At 39.1% G+C, this 20,242-nt stretch carries 21 protein-coding genes and 1 pseudogene; 13 read left to right on the top strand and 9 right to left on the bottom strand.

Annotation, left to right across the window (positions count from 1 at the left end; all coding sequences use genetic code 11):
• Window positions 1–194 precede the first annotated feature (194 nt).
• Entirely contained in the window at window positions 195–1,427 is a 1,233-nt protein-coding gene (gene srmB, locus H5180_RS18040; protein ID WP_145237725.1) for an ATP-dependent RNA helicase SrmB, read from the bottom strand.
• Between the two features lie 76 nt (window positions 1,428–1,503).
• On the opposite strand from srmB, the gene H5180_RS18045 reads away from it, so the two are divergent.
• On the top strand, window positions 1,504–2,202 hold the full coding sequence (locus tag H5180_RS18045; RefSeq protein ID WP_145237721.1) for a tRNA1(Val) (adenine(37)-N6)-methyltransferase: 699 nt from the start codon (window positions 1,504–1,506) through the stop codon (window positions 2,200–2,202).
• A 58-nt stretch (window positions 2,203–2,260) separates the two neighbouring features.
• Window positions 2,261–3,997: a DUF4153 domain-containing protein gene (locus H5180_RS18050; RefSeq protein WP_145237718.1), complete on the top strand. Its 1,737-nt coding sequence runs from the start codon at window positions 2,261–2,263 to the stop codon at window positions 3,995–3,997.
• A gap of 192 nt (window positions 3,998–4,189) precedes the next feature.
• On the opposite strand, the gene H5180_RS18055 is transcribed toward H5180_RS18050, so the two are convergent.
• Window positions 4,190–4,801 carry an SDR family oxidoreductase gene (locus H5180_RS18055; protein ID WP_145237715.1) on the bottom strand — a complete coding sequence of 204 codons (612 nt, stop codon included), beginning with the start codon at window positions 4,799–4,801 and terminating at the stop codon, window positions 4,190–4,192.
• Between the two features lie 190 nt (window positions 4,802–4,991).
• Between H5180_RS18055 and H5180_RS18060 the strand changes: the two genes are divergently transcribed.
• The 8 genes from H5180_RS18060 (at window position 4,992) to H5180_RS18095 (ending at window position 11,267) form a co-directional block, all read left to right on the top strand.
• Complete coding sequence (locus H5180_RS18060; RefSeq protein ID WP_310736508.1) at window positions 4,992–5,465, top strand: VOC family protein; 474 nt, start codon at window positions 4,992–4,994, stop codon at window positions 5,463–5,465.
• Window positions 5,466–5,764: 299 nt separating this feature from the next.
• On the top strand, window positions 5,765–6,454 hold the full coding sequence (locus H5180_RS18065; RefSeq protein ID WP_182758770.1) for a hypothetical protein: 690 nt from the start codon (window positions 5,765–5,767) through the stop codon (window positions 6,452–6,454).
• Window positions 6,455–6,582: 128 nt separating this feature from the next.
• Window positions 6,583–7,101 carry a hypothetical protein gene (locus tag H5180_RS18070; protein ID WP_182758771.1) on the top strand — a complete coding sequence of 173 codons (519 nt, stop codon included), beginning with the start codon at window positions 6,583–6,585 and terminating at the stop codon, window positions 7,099–7,101.
• A gap of 104 nt (window positions 7,102–7,205) precedes the next feature.
• A complete protein-coding gene (locus tag H5180_RS18075; RefSeq protein WP_182758772.1) occupies window positions 7,206–7,787 on the top strand; it encodes a hypothetical protein in 582 nt (193 codons plus the stop codon).
• 318 nt (window positions 7,788–8,105) lie between these two features.
• Window positions 8,106–9,080, top strand: coding sequence for a transposase (locus H5180_RS18080; RefSeq protein ID WP_182758773.1), 975 nt, complete (start codon window positions 8,106–8,108; stop codon window positions 9,078–9,080).
• Window positions 9,081–9,211: 131 nt separating this feature from the next.
• Window positions 9,212–10,060 (top strand): LytTR family DNA-binding domain-containing protein, encoded by an 849-nt coding sequence (locus H5180_RS18085; RefSeq protein WP_145237698.1) that lies wholly within the window; start codon window positions 9,212–9,214, stop codon window positions 10,058–10,060.
• Window positions 10,061–10,180: 120 nt separating this feature from the next.
• Window positions 10,181–11,008, top strand: a complete 828-nt coding sequence (locus H5180_RS18090) for a CPBP family intramembrane glutamic endopeptidase (protein ID WP_182758774.1) — start codon at window positions 10,181–10,183, stop codon at window positions 11,006–11,008.
• 10 nt (window positions 11,009–11,018) lie between these two features.
• Window positions 11,019–11,267, top strand: a complete 249-nt coding sequence (locus tag H5180_RS18095) for a hypothetical protein (RefSeq protein ID WP_145237690.1) — start codon at window positions 11,019–11,021, stop codon at window positions 11,265–11,267.
• Window positions 11,268–11,965: 698 nt separating this feature from the next.
• On the opposite strand, the gene H5180_RS18100 is transcribed toward H5180_RS18095, so the two are convergent.
• Window positions 11,966–12,859 carry a LysR family transcriptional regulator gene (locus H5180_RS18100; protein ID WP_145237687.1) on the bottom strand — a complete coding sequence of 298 codons (894 nt, stop codon included), beginning with the start codon at window positions 12,857–12,859 and terminating at the stop codon, window positions 11,966–11,968.
• Between the two features lie 148 nt (window positions 12,860–13,007).
• Between H5180_RS18100 and H5180_RS18105 the strand changes: the two are divergent.
• Window positions 13,008–13,763: pseudogene (locus H5180_RS18105) on the top strand (SDR family NAD(P)-dependent oxidoreductase).
• A 263-nt stretch (window positions 13,764–14,026) separates the two neighbouring features.
• Here the strand turns inward: H5180_RS18105 and H5180_RS18110 are convergent.
• The 6 genes from H5180_RS18110 to H5180_RS18135 form a co-directional block, all read right to left on the bottom strand.
• The gene (locus H5180_RS18110) at window positions 14,027–14,593 is read right to left on the bottom strand and encodes a DUF2799 domain-containing protein (RefSeq protein ID WP_145237681.1); all 567 of its coding nucleotides are present in this window, start codon (window positions 14,591–14,593) and stop codon (window positions 14,027–14,029) included.
• 160 nt (window positions 14,594–14,753) lie between these two features.
• The gene (locus tag H5180_RS18115) at window positions 14,754–16,388 is read right to left on the bottom strand and encodes a hypothetical protein (protein ID WP_182758775.1); all 1,635 of its coding nucleotides are present in this window, start codon (window positions 16,386–16,388) and stop codon (window positions 14,754–14,756) included.
• Window positions 16,389–16,516: 128 nt separating this feature from the next.
• Complete coding sequence (locus tag H5180_RS18120) at window positions 16,517–16,897, bottom strand: hypothetical protein (protein WP_182758776.1); 381 nt, start codon at window positions 16,895–16,897, stop codon at window positions 16,517–16,519.
• Window positions 16,894–17,262, bottom strand: coding sequence for a hypothetical protein (locus H5180_RS18125; protein ID WP_182758777.1), 369 nt, complete (start codon window positions 17,260–17,262; stop codon window positions 16,894–16,896). The genes H5180_RS18120 and H5180_RS18125 overlap by 4 nt, the downstream gene beginning before the upstream one ends.
• A 101-nt stretch (window positions 17,263–17,363) precedes the next feature.
• Entirely contained in the window at window positions 17,364–18,254 is an 891-nt protein-coding gene (locus H5180_RS18130; protein ID WP_182758778.1) for a dienelactone hydrolase family protein, read from the bottom strand.
• 84 nt (window positions 18,255–18,338) lie between these two features.
• Window positions 18,339–18,557, bottom strand: a complete 219-nt coding sequence (locus tag H5180_RS18135; protein ID WP_182758779.1) for a hypothetical protein — start codon at window positions 18,555–18,557, stop codon at window positions 18,339–18,341.
• 211 nt (window positions 18,558–18,768) lie between these two features.
• On the opposite strand from H5180_RS18135, the gene H5180_RS18140 reads away from it, so the two are divergent.
• On the top strand, window positions 18,769–19,632 hold the full coding sequence (locus H5180_RS18140; protein ID WP_145237666.1) for a PA4780 family RIO1-like protein kinase: 864 nt from the start codon (window positions 18,769–18,771) through the stop codon (window positions 19,630–19,632).
• 118 nt (window positions 19,633–19,750) lie between these two features.
• Window positions 19,751–20,083: a PBPRA1643 family SWIM/SEC-C metal-binding motif protein gene (locus H5180_RS18145; RefSeq protein WP_145237663.1), complete on the top strand. Its 333-nt coding sequence runs from the start codon at window positions 19,751–19,753 to the stop codon at window positions 20,081–20,083.
• Window positions 20,084–20,242: the final 159 nt, after the last annotated feature.

The raw sequence follows: 20,242 nt of genomic DNA on the forward strand, positions 1-20,242 counted from the left end.
CAATATATTTTTTGTTAAGTGATGGTCGTAGCTGCAAGTTTGTAATGAGCAAGCTAAATGGGGATCACAAGATAACTAATTTGCATGACTGCTATGAGAGGGTTTAATAACTTACTGCGAGTAGGTAAAACTGAATGTAAAAAGCCGAGACTATGATAAATCTCGGCTTTTTGTGTAGCGTTAAAGCAGATGAATTATTTCTTTTTCTTGGCTTTAGCTTTGGCCTTTTTACGGGCTTTGATTTTTACCGGATCTTTATGTTTTTTGATTGGCGCTTTAGCTTCTTTATGACGCGGCTCAAATCCTTTAACAACACGGCGTTTAAGGCGCAGCTCAATGTAGCGTTCAATTTTGGCTAATACTGCAATGTCATGGGCTTCTACTAACGAAATTGCAATGCCTTTCTTACCTGCGCGAGCAGTGCGGCCAATACGGTGAACATACACGTCTGCTGTGCGTGGCATATCAAAGTTGATTACATGACTAATATCAGCCACATCAATACCGCGGGCGGCAACATCAGTCGCAACTAATATTCTTGTACGGCCACTGTGGAAATTTTCCATTGCCTTCATGCGTTTGTCTTGTGGCATCTCGCCACGTAACCAGGCTGCGCGCACCCCAGCATTGGTCAGCTCGCCGACTAATGTTTCTAGGCGATCACGGGTTTTAACAAACACAATAGCTTTGCTTAAGTCTTCACTGTTTAGTATTTCAACCAACATTGCTAATTTATGGTTGTAATCATCAGCAATGTGTACCCATTGGTGGATTTTAGCTTTTTCTTTACGTGAAGATTCAGCTTCTAATAGGGCTGGATCTTTTAAAATTTGCTCTGCAAATCGTTCAACGCTATCGCCTTCAAGAGTGGCTGAGAATAAAAAGCACTGACGACGATTTTTTGCTTCTTCGCAAATACGCATCATTTCTTTACGAAAGCCCATGTCTAACATGCGGTCTGCTTCGTCTAAAATAAGCATCTCGACGTTTTCGGCATGAAAGTTTTCGGTTTCTAAATATTCCATTAATCGCCCTGGTGTGGCGATTAATATATCGTTATTTTTTTCAAAAATTTCTTTATGCGTACCGTAGTTAATACCGCCAGTAACAACACCAATTTTAAGGTTAGTGCCTTTAGCAAGTAGTTCACACTGTTCATGAATTTGATAAGCTAACTCGCGCGTTGGAGTCATGATCAAAACACGGGCAAAACCAGGCTCGCGACGCGGGAAATCAAGTAAGTATTGAATCGCCGGGATCAAAAATGCCGCTGTTTTACCAGTACCGGTTGGTGCAGAGGCTAAAATATCACGGCCTTGCAGCGCTTCAGGGATCGCTTGTTGTTGAATGCTAGTTGGGGTTTCGTAACCCATTTTAGCAACGGCTTGTAGTATCTTGTTATCAATATCAAAATCAGAAAATTGCATAGAGTGTCAAAAATAGAGGACAATTGCTGGTAATTATACGCGCTATCCGCCAGTTGGTGAATGAAAAGGTGAAAAAATGTCAGGCTTTGTGTTTAAACAATTTAAAGTAGCGCAAACGCGCAGTGCGATGAAGGTCTCGACGGATGGAATTTTACTCGGTGCATGGGCTGACTTAACTACTTCACAGCGGTTACTTGATATTGGCACAGGTACTGGGTTGTTGGCATTAATGTGCAAGCAACGCAAACCAACTATGCAGGTTAATGCTGTTGAAATTGATGCCAATGCATGTGCTGATGCGCAGCAAAATTTTACAAATAGCCCATGGCCAGATATTACACTGATGCAAAAAGCTATTCAGCAAGTAACCACCACAACTGAGTTTGATGTTGTGATCAGTAACCCTCCGTATTTTAATGCCAGTTTAAAAGGGCAGGACTTAGCTCGTAATACCGCACGTCATACAGATAGCTTAAGTTTTAGTGAGTTAATCACTGCATTCAAACACCTTAGTCACCAAAATGCTTTTTTAAATGTGATCCTACCTTGCCCAGAAGCGCAGTTGTTTATTGCACAAGCGCAATTACAAGGTTTGTATTTAGTGCGCCATTGTTTAGTACAAACTACTGCCACTAAAGCGCCGAGTAGGAGCTTAATGTGCTTTGCTTATCAGATGCAAGAATGCGAGCTGACCAGCTTAACGATTCATGGTCAAGGGGCTCAATATAGCGATGAGTATATAGCTTTATGTAAAGACTTTTACTTGAAAATGTAATCATCATTGAATAAAAGGTACATTTATCGCACACTGATGAAAAACCTGAGTGATAGATATGGATAATCAACTACCTAAACCTTTTATTTTTGTACTTTCCTTAGTGCAAGGCATTGTTCTTACTTTGTTATATCGTAGTGTTGAAAATCAGCTATGGCCTGCGACAGAGCCAGTTTGGTTGTTTTCTTTAGTTACTTTTACCATTAGTTTTGTGCTACTGACTTTACTTGCTGTAGAGCAAGCTAATATTAAAAAACTGCTTAGTTACTTGTTACCATTTAGTCTGTTGTTATCACTCCTTGGTGCTTATATTGGTGCTCAGCAATACCCTATTGCGCTGGTTAATAACGATGCTTTAACGGCCATTTTTATATTCACAGCCTTAATTGCCAGCTTTAAAGCACTTATGTATATCCAACAACTGATTGATAATGAAGCAATTAGTTATAGCCAATTATTCAAGCTCTCATGGCGTAACTTTATTTTATTTGCAGAGTGTTGGTTATTCGTTTTAATTTTCTGGGGAATTTTGCAGTTAGGAGCGGCGCTATTTAATGCGTTAGAGATTACATTTTTCTCTGAGCTACTCAAAAAAGACTGGTTTTGGATCCCAACTTTAACCTTAGCGTTCGGTTTTGCCACGGTGATCTTTAGAGGGGTTATGCATATAGAAGATAACATCTCATTTTTATTGCAAACCTTGATTAAGTTTTTACTGCCAGTACTTACGGTTATTTCTTTAGGCTTTTTAGCGACGCTACCGTTTACGGGGCTAGATAAATTATGGCAAACAGGCAGTGGTAGCTCGTTAGTTTTATGGTTACAGGTACTCACTTTATTTTTTGTGAATACGGTTTATCAATACGCTGCTGATCAGCGACCTTATAAAATTGTAATACATAGGTTAGTATTTTTTGGTATTGCTTTATTACCAATTTACAGTGTGATTGCCGCTTATGGCATTTGGCTTAGAGTTGAACAATACGGGATCACGGTGGGTCGCTGCTGGGCTATTTTAGTGTGTCTTTTACTTGCGTGTTTTTCATTTGGGTATTTAGTCGGGATCGTTAAAAAGCGCGATGCATGGCAACAAGTGCAAAGCAAAGTTAATATTGTGATGGGAGTAGTGATTTTAATATTTATGCTACTAGTGAACTCGCCAGTTTTGAATTTTCAGCGTTTATCTACCGAGAGTCAAATCGCGCGCTTAAATGAAGGTGACGTGAGTATTGAAGAATTTGATTATTATTACTTCTCAAGTAATTTAGGACGCCAAGGCTATCTTGCAATGCAAAAGTTACAAGCGCAAATTCAGAGTATTCATCCAGAGCAAGCAATGATCATTGAGCGAATGTATGTCAACCCAGATAATCCAGAGTTTGAGGCTTTAGCCGAGCAAACATCAATAACAGAGTTTGTTACGCACTCGATGTTTTGGCCTAGGCGGCAGGTGTTTTCGGATGAGTTAATTCAGGCTGTATTCGAGAGCTTACATTTCAACCGCTGGACACCGCTTAAAAGTCATTCATTTTATTTTATCGCCATAGATTTAAATCAAGATGAACAACTCGATTATGTATTTATAGATGAAACGAATCACTCTACTGAAGCTAATCTGTGGTTGCATGATGGCACTCAATGGCAATCAAAATACATGACTATCGATAATCCCGAGCAAATTAAATTACTAAAAACACTGATTGATGCAGATAACATTGAGGTTGCACAACCCAAATATAATGATTTGAAAATTGGCGATGTGCTGTTTAAAGTCAGGAGTAATATTGATTACTAAACAGGGTTTAAGGTCAGAGTGTTCAAAATATTAGTTGGTAATTCAATATAAAGTTCAACGCTATAACGTTTAGCGTAATACATTGAATCACCAAACTAATAAATATTGTTAGGCTAAGTAACAGCAGGAGCATACAGAAAATTATTCTGCTATAGCTCCTGGTATTTCTGTAATTACAGCCAGATACAGGCTTTAATTGGCATCAAATAACTCAAATATTCGGTTGTCACCAGGAGCCGTTTTTACCACTTGCAACAAGGCATTTGCCACGTTTTCACGGCTGACTTTTGCATCTTTACGTTCACTTGGCCGTTGTGTGGTGATTTGCAATGAAGCACTGTCGTTGTTAAGTGAACCTGGGCGTACAATAGTATAATTTAGGCCGCTATTGATTAGATGTTCGTCAGCCATATGTTTAGCAACTAAGTAAGGTTTTAAATCGCTTTCTGTTGCATCAGGATCATCTGCGCCAATCGAACTGACCATAATAAAGTTTTTTATATCATATTGCTTTGCATAATTTACGGCTTTAACCGCAGCCCATAAATCAATTAATAATGTTTTATCATCGCCGGTATTTCCGCCAGAACCGGCAACAAAAATTACCTGTTCGCAGCTGGCAAATGCTTGGCTAAAGTCACCCTCGAGATCTTGCTCGGTCACGCTGAGGTAGGGACTATTTAAATCGCTTAACTTATTTTTATCACGTACGAGAGCGACAACCTGATGCTGATCATTAAGTAGTAACTGTGTCGTTATTTTACCAATCTGGCCACTTGCGCCTATGATTAATGTTTTGCTCATCATTAACTCCTTCAAAAAATAGCTAAATTGCTCACTGTGTTTATAGACCTTGGGGGAGATATTTATTTTTAAAGGGCTAGAACCACTTTATTACTTAAACCAGAGTATTTAGTTTTCATTTTTGTAAAGCTGACTTTCAGCTGATATCGACTAACCTTTATTTAATAAGGTCACACATTTGGAGCGTAAAATGACGGTTTCAGCAATACCAAAGGGGTATCATGCAATTACTCCTTACTTGATAATTAACGGCGCAGCAAAAGCAATCGAGTATTATGAGAAGGTATTTAATGCCCAGCTCATTATGCAAATGCCGCTGCCAGATGGTGGGATTGCTCACGCAGAAATTAAAATTGGTGATTCGCATGTTATGCTTTCAGATATGTGCCCTGAAGCGCATTTTAAAAGCCCTGATGAGCTTGGCGGAACGCCTGTGAGCTTAATGCTTTACGTTGCAGATGTAGATGCCGTATTTGCTAATGCGGTTGCCTTAGGTGGTAAAGAAATACGCCCAGTACATGACCAATTTTACGGTGATAGGGCCGGTACATTACAAGACCCATTTGGCCATGTATGGACAATAGGCACTCATAAAGAAGACCTCAGCGATGACGAGATTAGTCAACGCATGGTTGATCTGATCAGTAAAGAAGAAGACGCATAAATTACAGTGGCTGATATCTGATCTCATAGTTTTGAAAAATAGGTTTATATTTCATCTGAAAGACAGCTATGAGCGATTACCGGTCAGTCAGGGGAATTGGCTCTGGCTAAGCGATACTAAGAGGAAACTTTCCCCTTTTCCACATGTTTAAACAAGCTTCAGTAAGAATAATGTATATAGCTGGTAATAACTTACACTATTTGCTATTAGTATAAGTTCATAAAATAAGGACGTTTTCGCACTAAAATACGGAAAGCGTCCTCTGATAAAGCTGTTAGGCATTAAAAGGAGTTTGGAGTATGCCGTTAAATGAAATAACAATTCTATATACTGTGATAGCCTTTTTGTTTGGCTTGCTAATCAAATCCTTTTTACCAAATTATATGAAGAAAAAAGCGGAGAATTTAGCGACAAAAGAGGATATTAAAAATATCACAGAAAAAATTGAATCAGTACGTTCTAAAGTTGAAATTAATACTGATGCACACAAATCCTATGTAAGTGAAAGAAAATCGGCTTTGTTAAAATTTTATGATGAAATATCATCATTTCATTATGAACTTATGGCTGTAAATTTTGGTGATTTTCCAATGGATGGCGGTCAATCTCTTTATGATTATCAAACTAACTATTACAAGGCCGTCGCTGAAATACTTAAATCTTATCAGCGTTTGGTTATTTACTTTCCTAACGACTCTGTTTTACTTGAAAAAGCGAATGCAATTACAAATAACGTAATTGATTCTAGAACAATACTAAAGAGTCATTTTGGCTCAATAAAAATGACGAGCATCAAAGAGCATCAAGCATATAAAAACGTTTCGACTGATGGTATAGAGCCTTATGATCTTGCAGTAAATGAAGCTAATGTAGCAAATAAAAAATATTGGGGGTTAATGAAACCTTTAGCTAACTCTTATCGAGAGCTATACCAACACTATTTGTCTAACTTAAATGTTTATCTAAAAGAATCAGAAATCGATGCCTAAAAAGAGCCTCAATTCGCTCTCAAGTTCGCTCGGACAATTAACAATTGGTTATTGTTGCTGCGCTCAATATTTTAGCCCATTATTAATCGCTGTTTAGGAGAGCGTTATGTTTCTAGGAGAGTTACGAGTTGAATTGGATTATTGAGATATTCGTAGATAAGTCTGATCAAGCTAGACTGGTTGCCATACTGATATCCGCGGTAGTCGCAATTTTTGTTGTATTACTTAATCAATGGTTTGTATCAAGGCGTTCTAAGCGTGAGTTGCTGATTGAAAAAATTGAAGAGCTATTTTCAGCATCCAATGAATATGTTTCTGCATGCAGAGAATTGATGGACGCTCTATCGCAGCAAGATATTGTTCACCCAGAAAGATATTATGAATATCCTAGCGAGTCAGTTAATAAACTGAATGACTCAATTACCAAAATGCAAATGATTTGCGGTCTCTATTTCCGGGCCGAGAAGTTTTCACCAGATGACTTCTATATATGGCGCATGCCAATTTTAGAAATTGCTCATAAAGAAAAGTATCTTCCAGAGGGGAAAGGCCATATGGCCTATGAGGATTCTAAGGCTCATATTAGAACAAGTAGAGAAAAACTAGATGACCTATGTAAAAGGCTAATGCGAAAGCATGGGCATTAAAAACATAACAGGTTTGTCCATTTGCATTTTGCTGAAGCTCAGCTTTGAGCTGTGGTTTATATTTTATAATTATTTAAATAAGTATTCTGGAGTGTATTACGGCAATGGGAAAAAAAATTTCTGGAAGGACTGGTGCCACACTCGGTTTTGAATCAAGTGAAGATTTTTACAATAAACTTCTATGGGATGCTAAAAGGTTACAAGAGGAGTGGAATGTAGGTGATGCCACAAATTTTTTAACTACAGCTTGGCACCTCTTTCAAGACTGGGTGAAAAGCGACCAAAAAAATTCCATGAGTAGATTAAAGCGAAACCGTCGTAAGTTGCCTGTTCAGATGAATTTGGTACTTGATATTACTAGAGATCTGGTAAATGGTAGTAAACACTTTGAATTAGACCAAAAATCAACTGATAAGCGTAAGATTAGCGAGGTGCATGATGGACTAGAGGCAAGTTGGTTTTCATATTTATTTCATGAGGAAATAGCTGGTGTTACTGTTGAAGGAGGTTGGTATTTTAGTATAAGGGTTTTACATAATATTTTATTAGAATATTATGTATGGGTGTTTGATGATAGCCAATTACCAACAGAGTTCCCAGAAGCAATTTTAAACGCAATAAAGTACTGTAATATTCGACAAAGAGTAGCGGGGTCTGTTCCATCAATCTGGGCAGAATATGAATAATTAAAATCATAACATCAAAAATTCGAATAACAAGCTTAGCCTAATTGACATCGAGTTGTTTGCTAACACTTATTTTAGCCAGCGGTTATCTGTATTTTGTGCGAACATTTACCGACCGTTATTTGCACTCAAATAAAATAAAAGGGGTCAAATCTTGACTTCAGACATCAAGGGTCTAGATTTATAGTTTACTACTCATTGAGTGAATTACTATGTCTAGGCCGCTGCGAATAGAGTATAATAATAAAAGGGGTCAAATCTTGACTTCAGACATCAAGGGTCTAGATTTATAGTTTACTACTCATTGAGTGAATTACTATGTCTAGGCCGCTGCGAATAGAGTATGAAAATGCGTTTTATCATGTAATGAATCGAGGGAGAGGGCGCGAAAATATCTTTTTAAGTGATAACGACTTTAAGTATTTTTTACATTGTATTGAGCAAGCAAGTTTTCGCTTTAATATTGAAGTGCATTCATATTGTTTAATGACCAATCATTACCACCTGCTAATCAAAACCCCTGATGCAAATTTAGGCCGAGCCATGAAGCATATTAATGGCCTTTACACCCAATACTTTAATAGAGTACATAACACCGATGGTGCGCTGTTTCGAGGGCGCTACAAAGCGGTGCTGGTGGATGCTGATAACTATTTATTGCATGTTAGTCGGTATATTCATCGTAACCCAATTGAAACGAACATACCGTTGGTAGAAGAGCTTGCTAAGTATAAATGGTCTAGTTATCCAGCTTTCATTAGAAGGGGATCGACGCCTAAATGGCTCGTTCGAGACTTTATATTTTCGCTGCAAGGCAAAAAGCGTAAATATGCTGCTTATAAGCAATTTGTTGAATATGAAAACAATAAAGAAATAAGCGCTTTTTATAGTGCTAAAAAGTTATTGTCGGTTTTGGGTTGTGAGGACTTTATTGAAAACATAAAAGACTATATTGCTAAATCAGATAGCGAAAGAAAGCTTGTTAGTAAAAAACGCTCAGCAGATGATGTTATAGCTTACTTAGCTAAACACTTTAATGTTGAAGTTGATGAGATTATAACGGTTAAAAAGGGGCGAAAAGAGAAAAATTTACCACGCTGGTTTGCTATAAAATTATGCCAAGATTTAACGGGATTAAATTTGCAGGCATTAGCAGATGTTTTTAATGTTAAACACTATTCGGCGATATCAAAAACTGTCGGTAGATTAAATGCCTTAATGATTGAAGATAAGAAGGTTGAATTACAATTAGAAAAACTTCGGGATTGTTTGATGTCTGAAGTCAAGATTTGACCCCTTTTGGTTTTTTGGCATCTTTTAGATAAGGTCGAATGTCTGTAAATTGTTTATTTATCTAAACCTTAAAAGCAGATAGTAGAACTGTGGTATTTTAACGGTCGAAAATTTCAGAAGGTGTATAAATAGTGAAGTTGTGGCTTAAGGATGATTTGGACTCAAAAAAAACGCTTATTCAAAGAGCGATGCTATTTTCTGTGGTCACCTTAGTAATATTATTCTTGTTTCAACCTTTTGGCACGCACAGCGATACTATTTCCTATAAATATCTGCGTCTGTCTGGTTATGGTTTAGTGACTTTTTGTGCTTTATTGCTGGCTGGGTTCATAGAGATATTATTAAGCCGTAGACGGTTAAATAGCCACATTAGAAAAGGCCTTATTGCTACTTTGTATATTGGCTTTGTAGCGGTATTTAATCACAGTTATTTTGTGGTGGCCATATTAGGTGTTTGGCATTGGCAGAATCAATTGTTGTTTGTTTTTTATATTTTAGCCATTGGTTTGTTTCCGATTATTTTTATGTTTTTAGTTAATCGACATTCAGTTGCTATTACTCAGTCTCAGCCAATTGCCCTTGAGTCAAGCCAAGCGAAAAACGCTACGCTAACCTTAGAAAAACAAATAACCTTAAGAGGTGACAATAAAGATGACATTGTACAAGTCAGTTTGTCGCAGATTTTATTTATCAAATCTGCGGATAATTATTGTGAGCTTGGTATGCTCGAAGATGAAAATTGCAGTCGTAAGTTATTGCGCGGCTCGTTAACCAAACTGTTAAAACAGCTTCCAGCTGACGCTCAGGTGGTACGTTGTCATAGATCTTATGCAGTAAATCTTGGTTTAGTTAAGTTATGGCAAGGTAACGCCGGTGGTTTGCAATTGACTATGCAGGCTGGCGATTTGGTAGTGCCCGTCTCTAGAACCTATGTAGAAGCAACAAAAAAGGCCTTGTCATTCGCCCCTAAGGCTTGTTAATCACCGCAAATTTTTGTCACTAAACCCTAAATAATCAGCTTTAGCCCTAACTCATCGCCATGATGAATTGGGCTTGGCATGCTTAGCTCGAATTTTGAATTTCTTACTAAGCAGGTAACTATGAATCACACAATCAAATCACTAATATTATTAACCACCTTTATGTTCTGTCACTATTTTATGCGTGATTTTTGGGGCGAGAGTTGGAGCGAAGTATTACTTAACCTAGATCAACAAACTTATCTTTTACACACCTTGGCGAAATATCTATTTATCTACGGGCCACTTGTCTTAGTGGCGGTCTTATTATTTAAACAACACCCTTGGTATGACGTAATAGGTGTAAACGTGTCTGGCAGTCAGCACTACTTATTGGCAGCTGTAGCTTGTTGTTTGCCTATGACCTTAGGGTATGCATTCTTAAGTACCGAATTAGACCTCTCACTGCCTGGCATTATTACCGGCTCAGTATATGCTGGGTTGTTTGAAGAAATTATCTTTAGGGCAGCGTTATTTGGGGTGTTATTTCACTTTTGTCGTTGGGGATTTATTCCTGCCGCATTAATTAGCTCGGTTATTTTTGGTCTAGGGCATATTTACCAAGGGCATGATGTTATGTCTGTTGTTATGGCGCTAACCATCACAACTATCGCTGGAACATGGTTTGCGTGGTTATATTGTGAATGTGGATACCGCATTTGGTTTCCTATGTTTATGCATATTTTCATGAATGCAGCTTACGGTATATTTGGCATGTCAGGCGGCGCCGCTGGTGACCTAGAAGGCAACCTTTTCAAGGCCACTGCCATTATTCTAAGTATAATTTATGTGCATATACTGGTGCGTAAAGGGAAAATACGGGAAATAGCCTTTAAAACACTATGGCGCAACAATGGCGATGTTAATTCACAACCTCAATCAGAACTAACCACTCAAAACAGCTACTAGGAGAACCACTATGTTTGAATTATTTTTAGTTATGCTAGCCCTTACCTCACCGATTTTAATTATCATCTTTGTGCGTAATTATTTTAATTACAAATCTGAGGTCAATCAGAAGATATTAGCGCTGCAAAAAGACACAGATACCGAAGCGGTGAATAACATGCAGAAAAGGGTAGAGCAGCTGGCTAAAAGAGTGATAGTGCTTGAAAAAATAGTCACCGATAGCAAGTTTGAGTTGGGGCAGGAAATCAGCCAATTGTGATTGATGTAACAGACAACAATAAACGGCTCATGTTGAGCCGTTTTTTTGTTTAATAATTTAGTAACCTGGAGGAGCGCTATCTAACAAATAAACTTAGTTTCACGTTACAAAGTTTTATGGTCGGCTAATAGATAATGAGACATGCAAGATTTGCTTGCTGACAGTCGCAAAAACGGCAAGAGCGGCCGTACGTCATTCAGAACCATACGAGAACATTGTGCCAATGCCCGTCATTCGAAGTCACGTCAGTTAAACTGATTTTGCGATAAATTGTCAGTCTAGTTCGCATCTTAAAAGGGAAACTAACGCCCAAAACGGTCATAAACATTTATCACCTGACCGTTGAAAAAACAAACATAATGGACTTTGCCGCTAAGCTTGTAGTGTTTTTTAAAGCCAAAATCTTTAATTAAAAGCCAGAGGGGTCAAATCTTGACTTCACACATCAAGAATCATCAATGTCCGCTTCTACCACTTTGCCGATATTACGGCTGTGAGCGATAACCCTCAAGATTTCAAAAATGCTGTTTATATTTCATAGTGCCCTTAACTGGGAAGCAGTGAATTATATTGAGAGTGAGTCTACGTAAAAAATTTAGTTCTTAAAATATTTTCAAGTGAACCTTTTTGGAATAAGTACAAGGCGGTTTTCACAATAGATGTGTTCAATAACGTGACCCAAAGCGCTGTGACTTTTATTACCTTGCTAGGGTGATTGATTGCAGCCAATTCATAAATACAGTTAGGCGTTTAGTTGGTTGTCTACGTGATGAATAGAGTAAAGACACCGGCATTGGCTCGGCTTCAAATTGAGGTAGGACAGAAATTAGTAGGCCTTTCTTGATGAGGTTTTCTGCACCAATCGCGGGGAGTTGGGCAATGCCAAGCCCTGCTAAGCAAGCATCTAAATAAGCATCTGTGCCATTAACCGCTAGGCTACTTGGCATGGATTGTTGTTTTACCTTGTCGCCTTCCATGTATTCAAATTGGGCATCGAGATTACCAAGCGTATGAGAATATTCGATCAGTTTATGATTGGCTAATTCTGCAAGACTCTGTGGAATACCATATTTTTCAACATAGCTTGGCGACACACAATTTACGCTTCGGTACAGCGTTAATGGGCGAGCGATAAGGCTGCTATCGTCAAGATTACCCACTCGAATGACGCAATCAATGCTTTCTTTAATTATATCAACTCGATAATCTGCGCTGCTGATCTTTAGGCGTATGTTGGGGTATTTTTCGAGGAAGTCGGATAAATGCGGAATGACAACCGTTGTGGCAAAACGACTAGGCATGTCGACTCTGAGTACCCCGCGAACATCATCAGAGTTACGTTGGAACTGGCTTGCCAAAGCGTCTAACTCGGCGAGCAGTACTTGGCACTGTGGTAAGTAAGTCTCGCCGTCTTGAGTTAAGGTGACGCTGCGCGTGCTGCGATGAAAAAGCCGCGTGCCTAATTCACTTTCAAGCCCTTGAATAGCACTTGATACGCTTGACTTTGGCAGGCCAAGCGCGTCTGCTGCCTTGGTAAAGCTGCCAAATTGAGCAACCAATACAAAGCGCTGCATGGCTTCAAATTTGTCCACATCTTCTACCTTTGTTTGTTTTATCCGAACAATGTTATCACTTTTGTCATGTATATCGAACACAATAAATTATCTACTCTGTTCTACGTGGTCAGAGCCGCTATGGTTTAAGGTTTTAAAATTGTTACAGAATAGATTGGAGAGAGTGATGAATAAATTAGCAATTATTACTGGTGCTAGCCGTGGGTTAGGAAGAAACAGTGCTTTAGCGTTAGCTGACAAAGGCATAGACGTTATTTTTACTTATCACAATAATGTTCAAGCGGCACAAGATGTGATTGAAGAGATTCAACAAAAAGGCCAAAAAGCCTTTGCCCTTCAATTGGATACGCGCGATTTTGATGCCATTCCTGAATTTGTTAGTCAGGTTGACGGATTGTTGACCAATGAATTTGCACGAAGCGATTTCGATTATTTGTTAAATAACGCTGGCGTAGGTTTACGGGTAAGTGTTGAAGAAACCACTTATGAAGAGCTAGAAAATATGCTGGCAATCCATGTAAAGGGACCTTTCTTTTTAACGCAAGCATTATTACCGCATATTAAAGACGGCGGTCATATTCTCAATATTTCTTCAGGTTTGGCACGTTTTAGTATGCCAGGTTCAAGTGCCTACGCGATGGCCAAAGGTGCAGTCGAAGTCATGACACGCTATATGGCAAAAGAGTTCGCAAACCGACAAATTCGCGTAAATACCTTGGCACCCGGTGCTATTGCGACAGACTTTGGCGGTGGTAATGTGCGTGACAACCAACAAGTGAACCAAATGGTGGCATCTGTTACCGCTTAGGGTCGGGTTGGGGAGGCTGACGATATTGGTAAAGCCGTTGCCATGTTGCTTAGTGAAGACAGCGGCTGGATTACGGGACAGCGAATTGAAGCGTCTGGCGGTATGTTTCTTTAATTTTCAGCTAATATTAGTGCTCTGCCGCATTATTTTTTATAAGGATTCAAAGCTCTCTGCGTGAGGGCTTCATCGCTACTATAAAGCTCTTAATATATTGTCAGAATTAGTTAAACTCGAGCAGTGTTTACTGGCTCAGACTTGCTTTGACAGTTCAAGTTAAGACTTATTCACATAAATTACAGTGTTTTTTTTTAATCTGAATTTTGCTTTCGCTTTTTGTATTAACCCAGCCCTATTATTACAGGCTGGGCAGAAGGTAATTAAGGAAAGGTAATTTCAACTGTTGAGGCTTTATTCAATAGTGGTAATAAGGATTTTTCGCGTCTTAAGTCCTTTAACTCACGTTCTAATTGGCGTTGCTGTGTATTTAGCTCTTTACGCTGCGTTTGCGTGATGTTATTGCTGTTTAATTGCTGATTAAGTTCAGAGAGTTGTTGTTTTAGCTCGGTTATACGGTTATCAATTTCTATACGACGTTGTTGAATTTGATAACGGTCGTTACCTTCTTCCCACGCTTTTCGAAATGCACGACTGTTACATACACCGTTATACGAGACTCCGCGCATAGCAAGAGTAAAGCCGTTTTCAGGTTGACAATACACCGCTAAACCACTTTCGTAGCTACTTTTAAATTGTGCTATGTTTGGGGTAATATTGTAATCGTTACACGTCGCGATCTTTGTTATGCCATCGGCATAATCACCACCGTTTACGCCGTGTTCATAACCTAAACTTTGCCAATTAGCGACTTTACACTCATCTTGACTTAACGTTGTGCAGCCATTTAGTAGTGCTATACAACTTAATATAAATAAACGATTTGGCATAAACTTCCTGTTCTGTATCGGATTTACTGACATTTTAAATGATCTTTAGCATCGACATTTTTGTTTTGCCGATGCCTTATCTTACTTGCGATCGCTATAAAAAATACACATTTAAATATGTTATAGACTAATTTTATGTAACAAATCTAGTCGATACAAATTAAAACGTTGTACCCACCGATAATCCAAGTTGCCATGAGTCGACCGCTTGGTAATTACCAAGGGGTTTACTTAAATCAATATGTACGACGTTGTCATTACTAGAGCGCGATGAGAACAGACGAATACCTAAACCAACACTACTAAGCGTACTATCAGTGATATTAGGTGTTTGCACTTTGCCAGAGGCACGGCCAACATCGACAAAGCCCACAAAACCTACATCGGCAATTTGATATAAATTTATGTTTGGATATATACGTATCTCTGCGCTAGCTTGTATACTTTGTGTGCCATGTTGGTAGCTTTGTGGAAAGCCGCGCATACCTTCTTCACCACCTACAGCAAGTGGTTGTTCAGCGAATTCGGTATTTTGCCACTGTGCATTTATATGACCATATAAGGCAAATAAAGGGGAGAGACGCAGGTTAACTTGCCCTTTAGAAAATAAAGCGACACGATCTTCAAGTTCAGTACCAATTTTGGCATTTAAGCCGCCGCTAAATCTAAACAGGGTGGATGAATCGCTCGCCCAGGCTTTGTCGATCCCCGTTTCAACAATAAAGCCTTCACCGGGATTAATCATATCAGCACCAAATTTGGCGTTTAATTCCCAGCCAAGGTTAATATCTTCGCTGTGATTGATAAGGTCGATGTCTTGAAGTACGGTAAAATCATCTTGTATCCAGTGAACACCAAGCCAAGGTGTTGCAATGGTAAAGTTATTTAAGTTAGCGGGAAGCGGTGTGTTGGCAACTTGATCATAGCGGGTGTCTTGATAATCAATCCCCGTAAGCCAATGCGTTGTTGCGCTGCTGTCTTGTGACCATACGCCACCTACTGCAAGCTGCCCTTGTGTATCATCAGAAAAAAACTCAGAGCGAGTTTCGCCATTTTGATATATAGAGGTTTTTTGTTGTTGTGTTTTAGCATAATAACGTCTTAGAGCATCACTACTTCGTTGATAAAAAGGTTGTTGATAGTCAAACATAAAAACTTGTCCATCGTCATAGTCATCGGCTTGCAAGCTCAATGTCGCATGCGGTTGCCACGGCACAGGCATTTGCAGCATGGTATGATAACCGCTGCGTTCGTGATCTGTTTTATATTTTACTGATGCGCGTACGCCATAGCCTAAAAAGTTTTCTTCTTTAAAACCAATGCTGAACTTGTTATTGCCGCTGCTGCGACCAAAATCAATGGTTGGTAATAAACTCCAGGTGTCCCATGTTTCAACAATTACGGCTTGGTCATTGTTGTCATTACAGTTTGGCGTTGTGCTGATCTTTGCGTCGCGAATATATTTTTTCTTACGCAGGATACGCTCAGCTTCTCTTAATTGCGTGTCATCGACTTGTTCGCCTATCTGAAATGGTAACTGCTCATGAATAACTGCTTTACGAGTATCAATATGTAACCAATTAATAAAGCGATGTAAGGCTGTGGTTTCAGGTGAATGCGGATCAAAAATTGGATTGTTTTTGATAATTATTTCACCAAGCGGTGCATTTGGTTCAATGGTCGCAGGCTGGGGCTCAATAGCATTACAACTCGATATGGACTCGAGTGAGTTAGCAGTCTCTGCATTGCTACAGCAGCAGTAAAATAAACAGCTAGTTAAGATGATGCGTTTCATAAGTGCCTGAGTTTAATGACTGCGTTGAACATGAGTCTGTTCAGCGCAGTGTGGTAGTAATTTAAACTCAGCATAGAAGGCAATACTTAAGGAAAGCTTAACTTAAACTGAAAGTTTGATTAGCCAATCTAAAGCGGTTTTTTACTGCGAGGAGCGCCTAGTACAATCGCTATTTGGCAGACACATATCGACAAAAATCCACTTATGCCCAAAGCTCCGCCAAAATTACTAAGGTAAGGCACTAAATTATCAAACAAAATCGAAAAAATAACACTGGCAGAAAACAGCGTGTAAATACCAAAGCGTTTTGGTGCGCTCATGCCTATAAATGTGCCACCAAAAAAAATGCTGCTATATAGCTCTGCGTTGAACTCGGTGGTAAGTAAAATAAGGTAAGCGATAATAGCTAAAATTGCTGATGCTCTAATCGCATCTAGACGGTTATGCTTAGCTAAATAAAAGGTCAAAAACGCGCCAAGTAAAGCAAGTGTTACCGATGATAAACTCATGCCGCAAGCCCTTTAGCTAATACAAACAAAGCAACACTAATAAAGGCAATACTTCCTAATTTACCACCAAAGCCAGTAAACACTTTAGTCGTCAGTACGTATAAAATAGCCCCAATAAATGAAATAATTGCTAATTCCCAATAGGTATTAATCAACCCCTGAGAGCACATTCCAGCAAAACTACCAGCATAAACAGCTGCGTAAGGATGATTTGCATACTGTTTTGGAAAAGGAATAAAGCTGCCAATAAGTCCGGTTAGGCAAGATGCAATAACCGCAGGCACTGCAAATTGTGTATGAAGGGTAAAACAAGCAACACATCCACTAAAAAAAGCGATGTATTTTAGGAGAAAAAATTTAGTCATAGAGTCGGTGATTTTTCTTAACTGAAGTACTTAATATTGAGTGAAGTTAGTGCTAGCTTATTATGCTTGGCACTAACATTATGCAATTAATCAAGGTGCAATTAAACTAGATATTGCTCAAAAAATGCTAAAGTTCGTTGCCATGCAAGTTCTGCATTCGGTTTATCGTAACGGCCCGTTGAGTCATTATGAAAACCGTGATTGGCATCTTTATACATATACATTTTATGATCTACATTGAGACTTTTTAAATCGCGCTCATAGTCAGGCCATGTTGCATTTACGCGCTCATCAAGCTCGGCTAATTGGATCATTAACGGGGCTTTAATATTTTTGCGCAGAGCTTCGTTGGCGGGTGTGCCGTAAAATGGTACTCCGGCGCTTAATAATGATGAATCAACCGCAGCGAGGTAATTGACAATATAACCGCCAAAACAAAATCCAACGGCACCAAGTTTACCATTACTGAGTGGGTGTGATTTTAAATAGTGGGCTGCGGCAACAAAATCATTTTGAATTTTCTCTTTATCCATTGAGCTTTGCATGGCTCGCCCTTCGTCATCATTACCCGGATAACCACCTAGCGGAAATAGCGCATCGGGTGCAAAAGCGACAAAACCCGCTTTGGCTAAACGACGGGCCACATCTTTTACATAGGGGTTTAAGCCTCGGTTTTCATGCACCACTAAGACTACCGGGCGCTTGCCCTTTAATAGCGTTGGCACTACTAAATAACCTTGTCCTTTGTTATGACCATTGGGAGAATCAAAACTTTGGTAAGTTGCTTTAATTGATTCATCATTAAACGAAACTTGTTCGGCTAAGGCATAATTTGGTAATAACGCTGACGTGAGCACTGTCATTGAATAACCAAGGGCGACTAAGCCACCAAGTTTTTTCATAAACGTGCGTCTATCCATTTTGCCATGAGCGTATTCATCGTACCAATCAAAGGCTTCTTGAGGGATGTGATCTGAATGTGGGTTATTCATTGCAGTGCCTATATGTTATTGATTTAAGATTTAATAACATAGCTGAGAGAACTCAAAATGTATATTGCTGTATGATTAATATACCTAGCTAACTTCTTCACCGGCATGTTTTGCGGCTAATTCATCAAGTTCTGCGCAAGTGAAATCAAACCCCGCGCCATCGAATTGATAATTTACTTTAACGTCAAAACCACCATTAAGAAGTTTTGTTTTTAGCCGGGCGACAGGCCAATGCTTTAATTCGTTTAAAAAACGATTAGCGATTTGACCAGATTGAAAGCGATAGCGTATTTCTGAATTCATATAAAGTAAGTATAATTTGGGCTGTTAACTTCGCAGTTTGTGGATTTAGCCGATTTAGTCAAGTTTTTTGTTCTTTAACATGCTTGATAAGGTCAATTGTGCGCTTATTAGCATTGGTTTTCGTCTGCTTTTGCTTTAACGTAAGGGTCTGTCAGATAAAATAGTTTGCGAGAAGATTACAAGGTATGCCTAAGTACGGTATAAGAGTGTCATGAAAACGCCAAAACAGATTTTACCGTTAATAGAAGACGGTATCGTTGATGAAGTCATCAGCCAATTAATGAGTGGAAAAGAAGCCTCGGTTTATGTGGTTCGCTGTGGCGAGCATATTCGCTGTGCGAAAGTGTACAAAGATGTACAACACCGAAGTTTTAAACAAGCAGTAAAATACCAAGAAGGACGTAAAGTACGCAATAGTCGCCGCGGTCGTGCGATGGAAAAAGGCTCTAAGTTTGGTCGTAAAGAACAAGAAAACGTGTGGCAAAATGCGGAAGTAGATGCGCTTTTCACGCTTTCTCGGGTTGGCGTAAAGGTACCACAACCTCATGGTTGTTACGATGGTGTACTGATCATGGATTTAGTCACCGATAATGATGGTGATGTTGCGCCGCGTTTAAATGATGTGAGTTTAACTGCTGAGCAGGCAATTGAAGATCACGCGACTATGGTTCATTACATTCGCTTAATGCTATGTGCGGGTATTGTGCATGGTGATTTGTCTGAATTTAATGTGTTAGTAGATAGCTACGGTCCGGTGGTGATTGATTTACCGCAGGCAGTAAATGCGGCGGCGAATAACAATGCGCAAGAAATGTTTTTACGTGATGTACGCAACATGCGCTTGTATTACGGGCAGTACGCACCAGAAATACTCGATACGCGTTTTGGTGAAGAAATGTGGGCTTTGTATCAAGCGGGTGAATTAACAGCAGAAACTGTTCTTTACGGTGAGGTTGCAGATAACCATGCTGAGGCTGATGTTGATTCAGTGCTTGATGAAATCAAAGCTGCATTTGAGCAAATGCAAGAAAACCAAGAGCGAATAAAAGCAGCACAAGCACCTGAAGACGACTAAAGTTTATTAGCTTCATTATCGATTTTAAAGATGCGCGCTAACAGCATTAAATTCTGTTAGACTGCGCAGCCTTTAGCTACTCGCGGTGAGTTGCTTTAAATGACAGTTAGGAACGCAGGTGTCAAAATTTTTCTATCGTGGTAAGCCCGATATTATGGGTAAAAATAATCAAGGTACTTATCAGCCTAAACCGAAAGTAAAACCTGGTAGCGAAGAAAATCCGCTCGTTTTACAGGTGCAAAGCGCTGCACGTGAGCTTGAAATAAACGCTATTTTGATAGCTAATGATTTATTTGCAGATATTCGTGTTGATAGTACGCTTGCTGAAGATATTACTCCTTTAGATATTGTGCTTAATAAACCTGTTACTCAAGTTTTTGAAAAAACACCACAACGTAATGATCCATGTTCGTGTGGCAGTAATAAAAAATACAAAAAATGCTGTGGTTAAAATACCTTGTTTAGGTGTGTAAACTCAGGTTGGGGCTGGTGTTAGGAACTTAAAAAATCAGCTCCAGTGATATAAAACGGCAGTTGTATTTAAAAGCTATATATTCATTAGTTTGTGATAGCGTTATTTAATATAGCGCTCACTTAATCAGCGAAACGT

This window comes from Pseudoalteromonas sp. SR41-4 (assembly GCF_014163985.1).
Classification (GTDB): domain Bacteria; phylum Pseudomonadota; class Gammaproteobacteria; order Enterobacterales; family Alteromonadaceae; genus Pseudoalteromonas; species Pseudoalteromonas rhizosphaerae.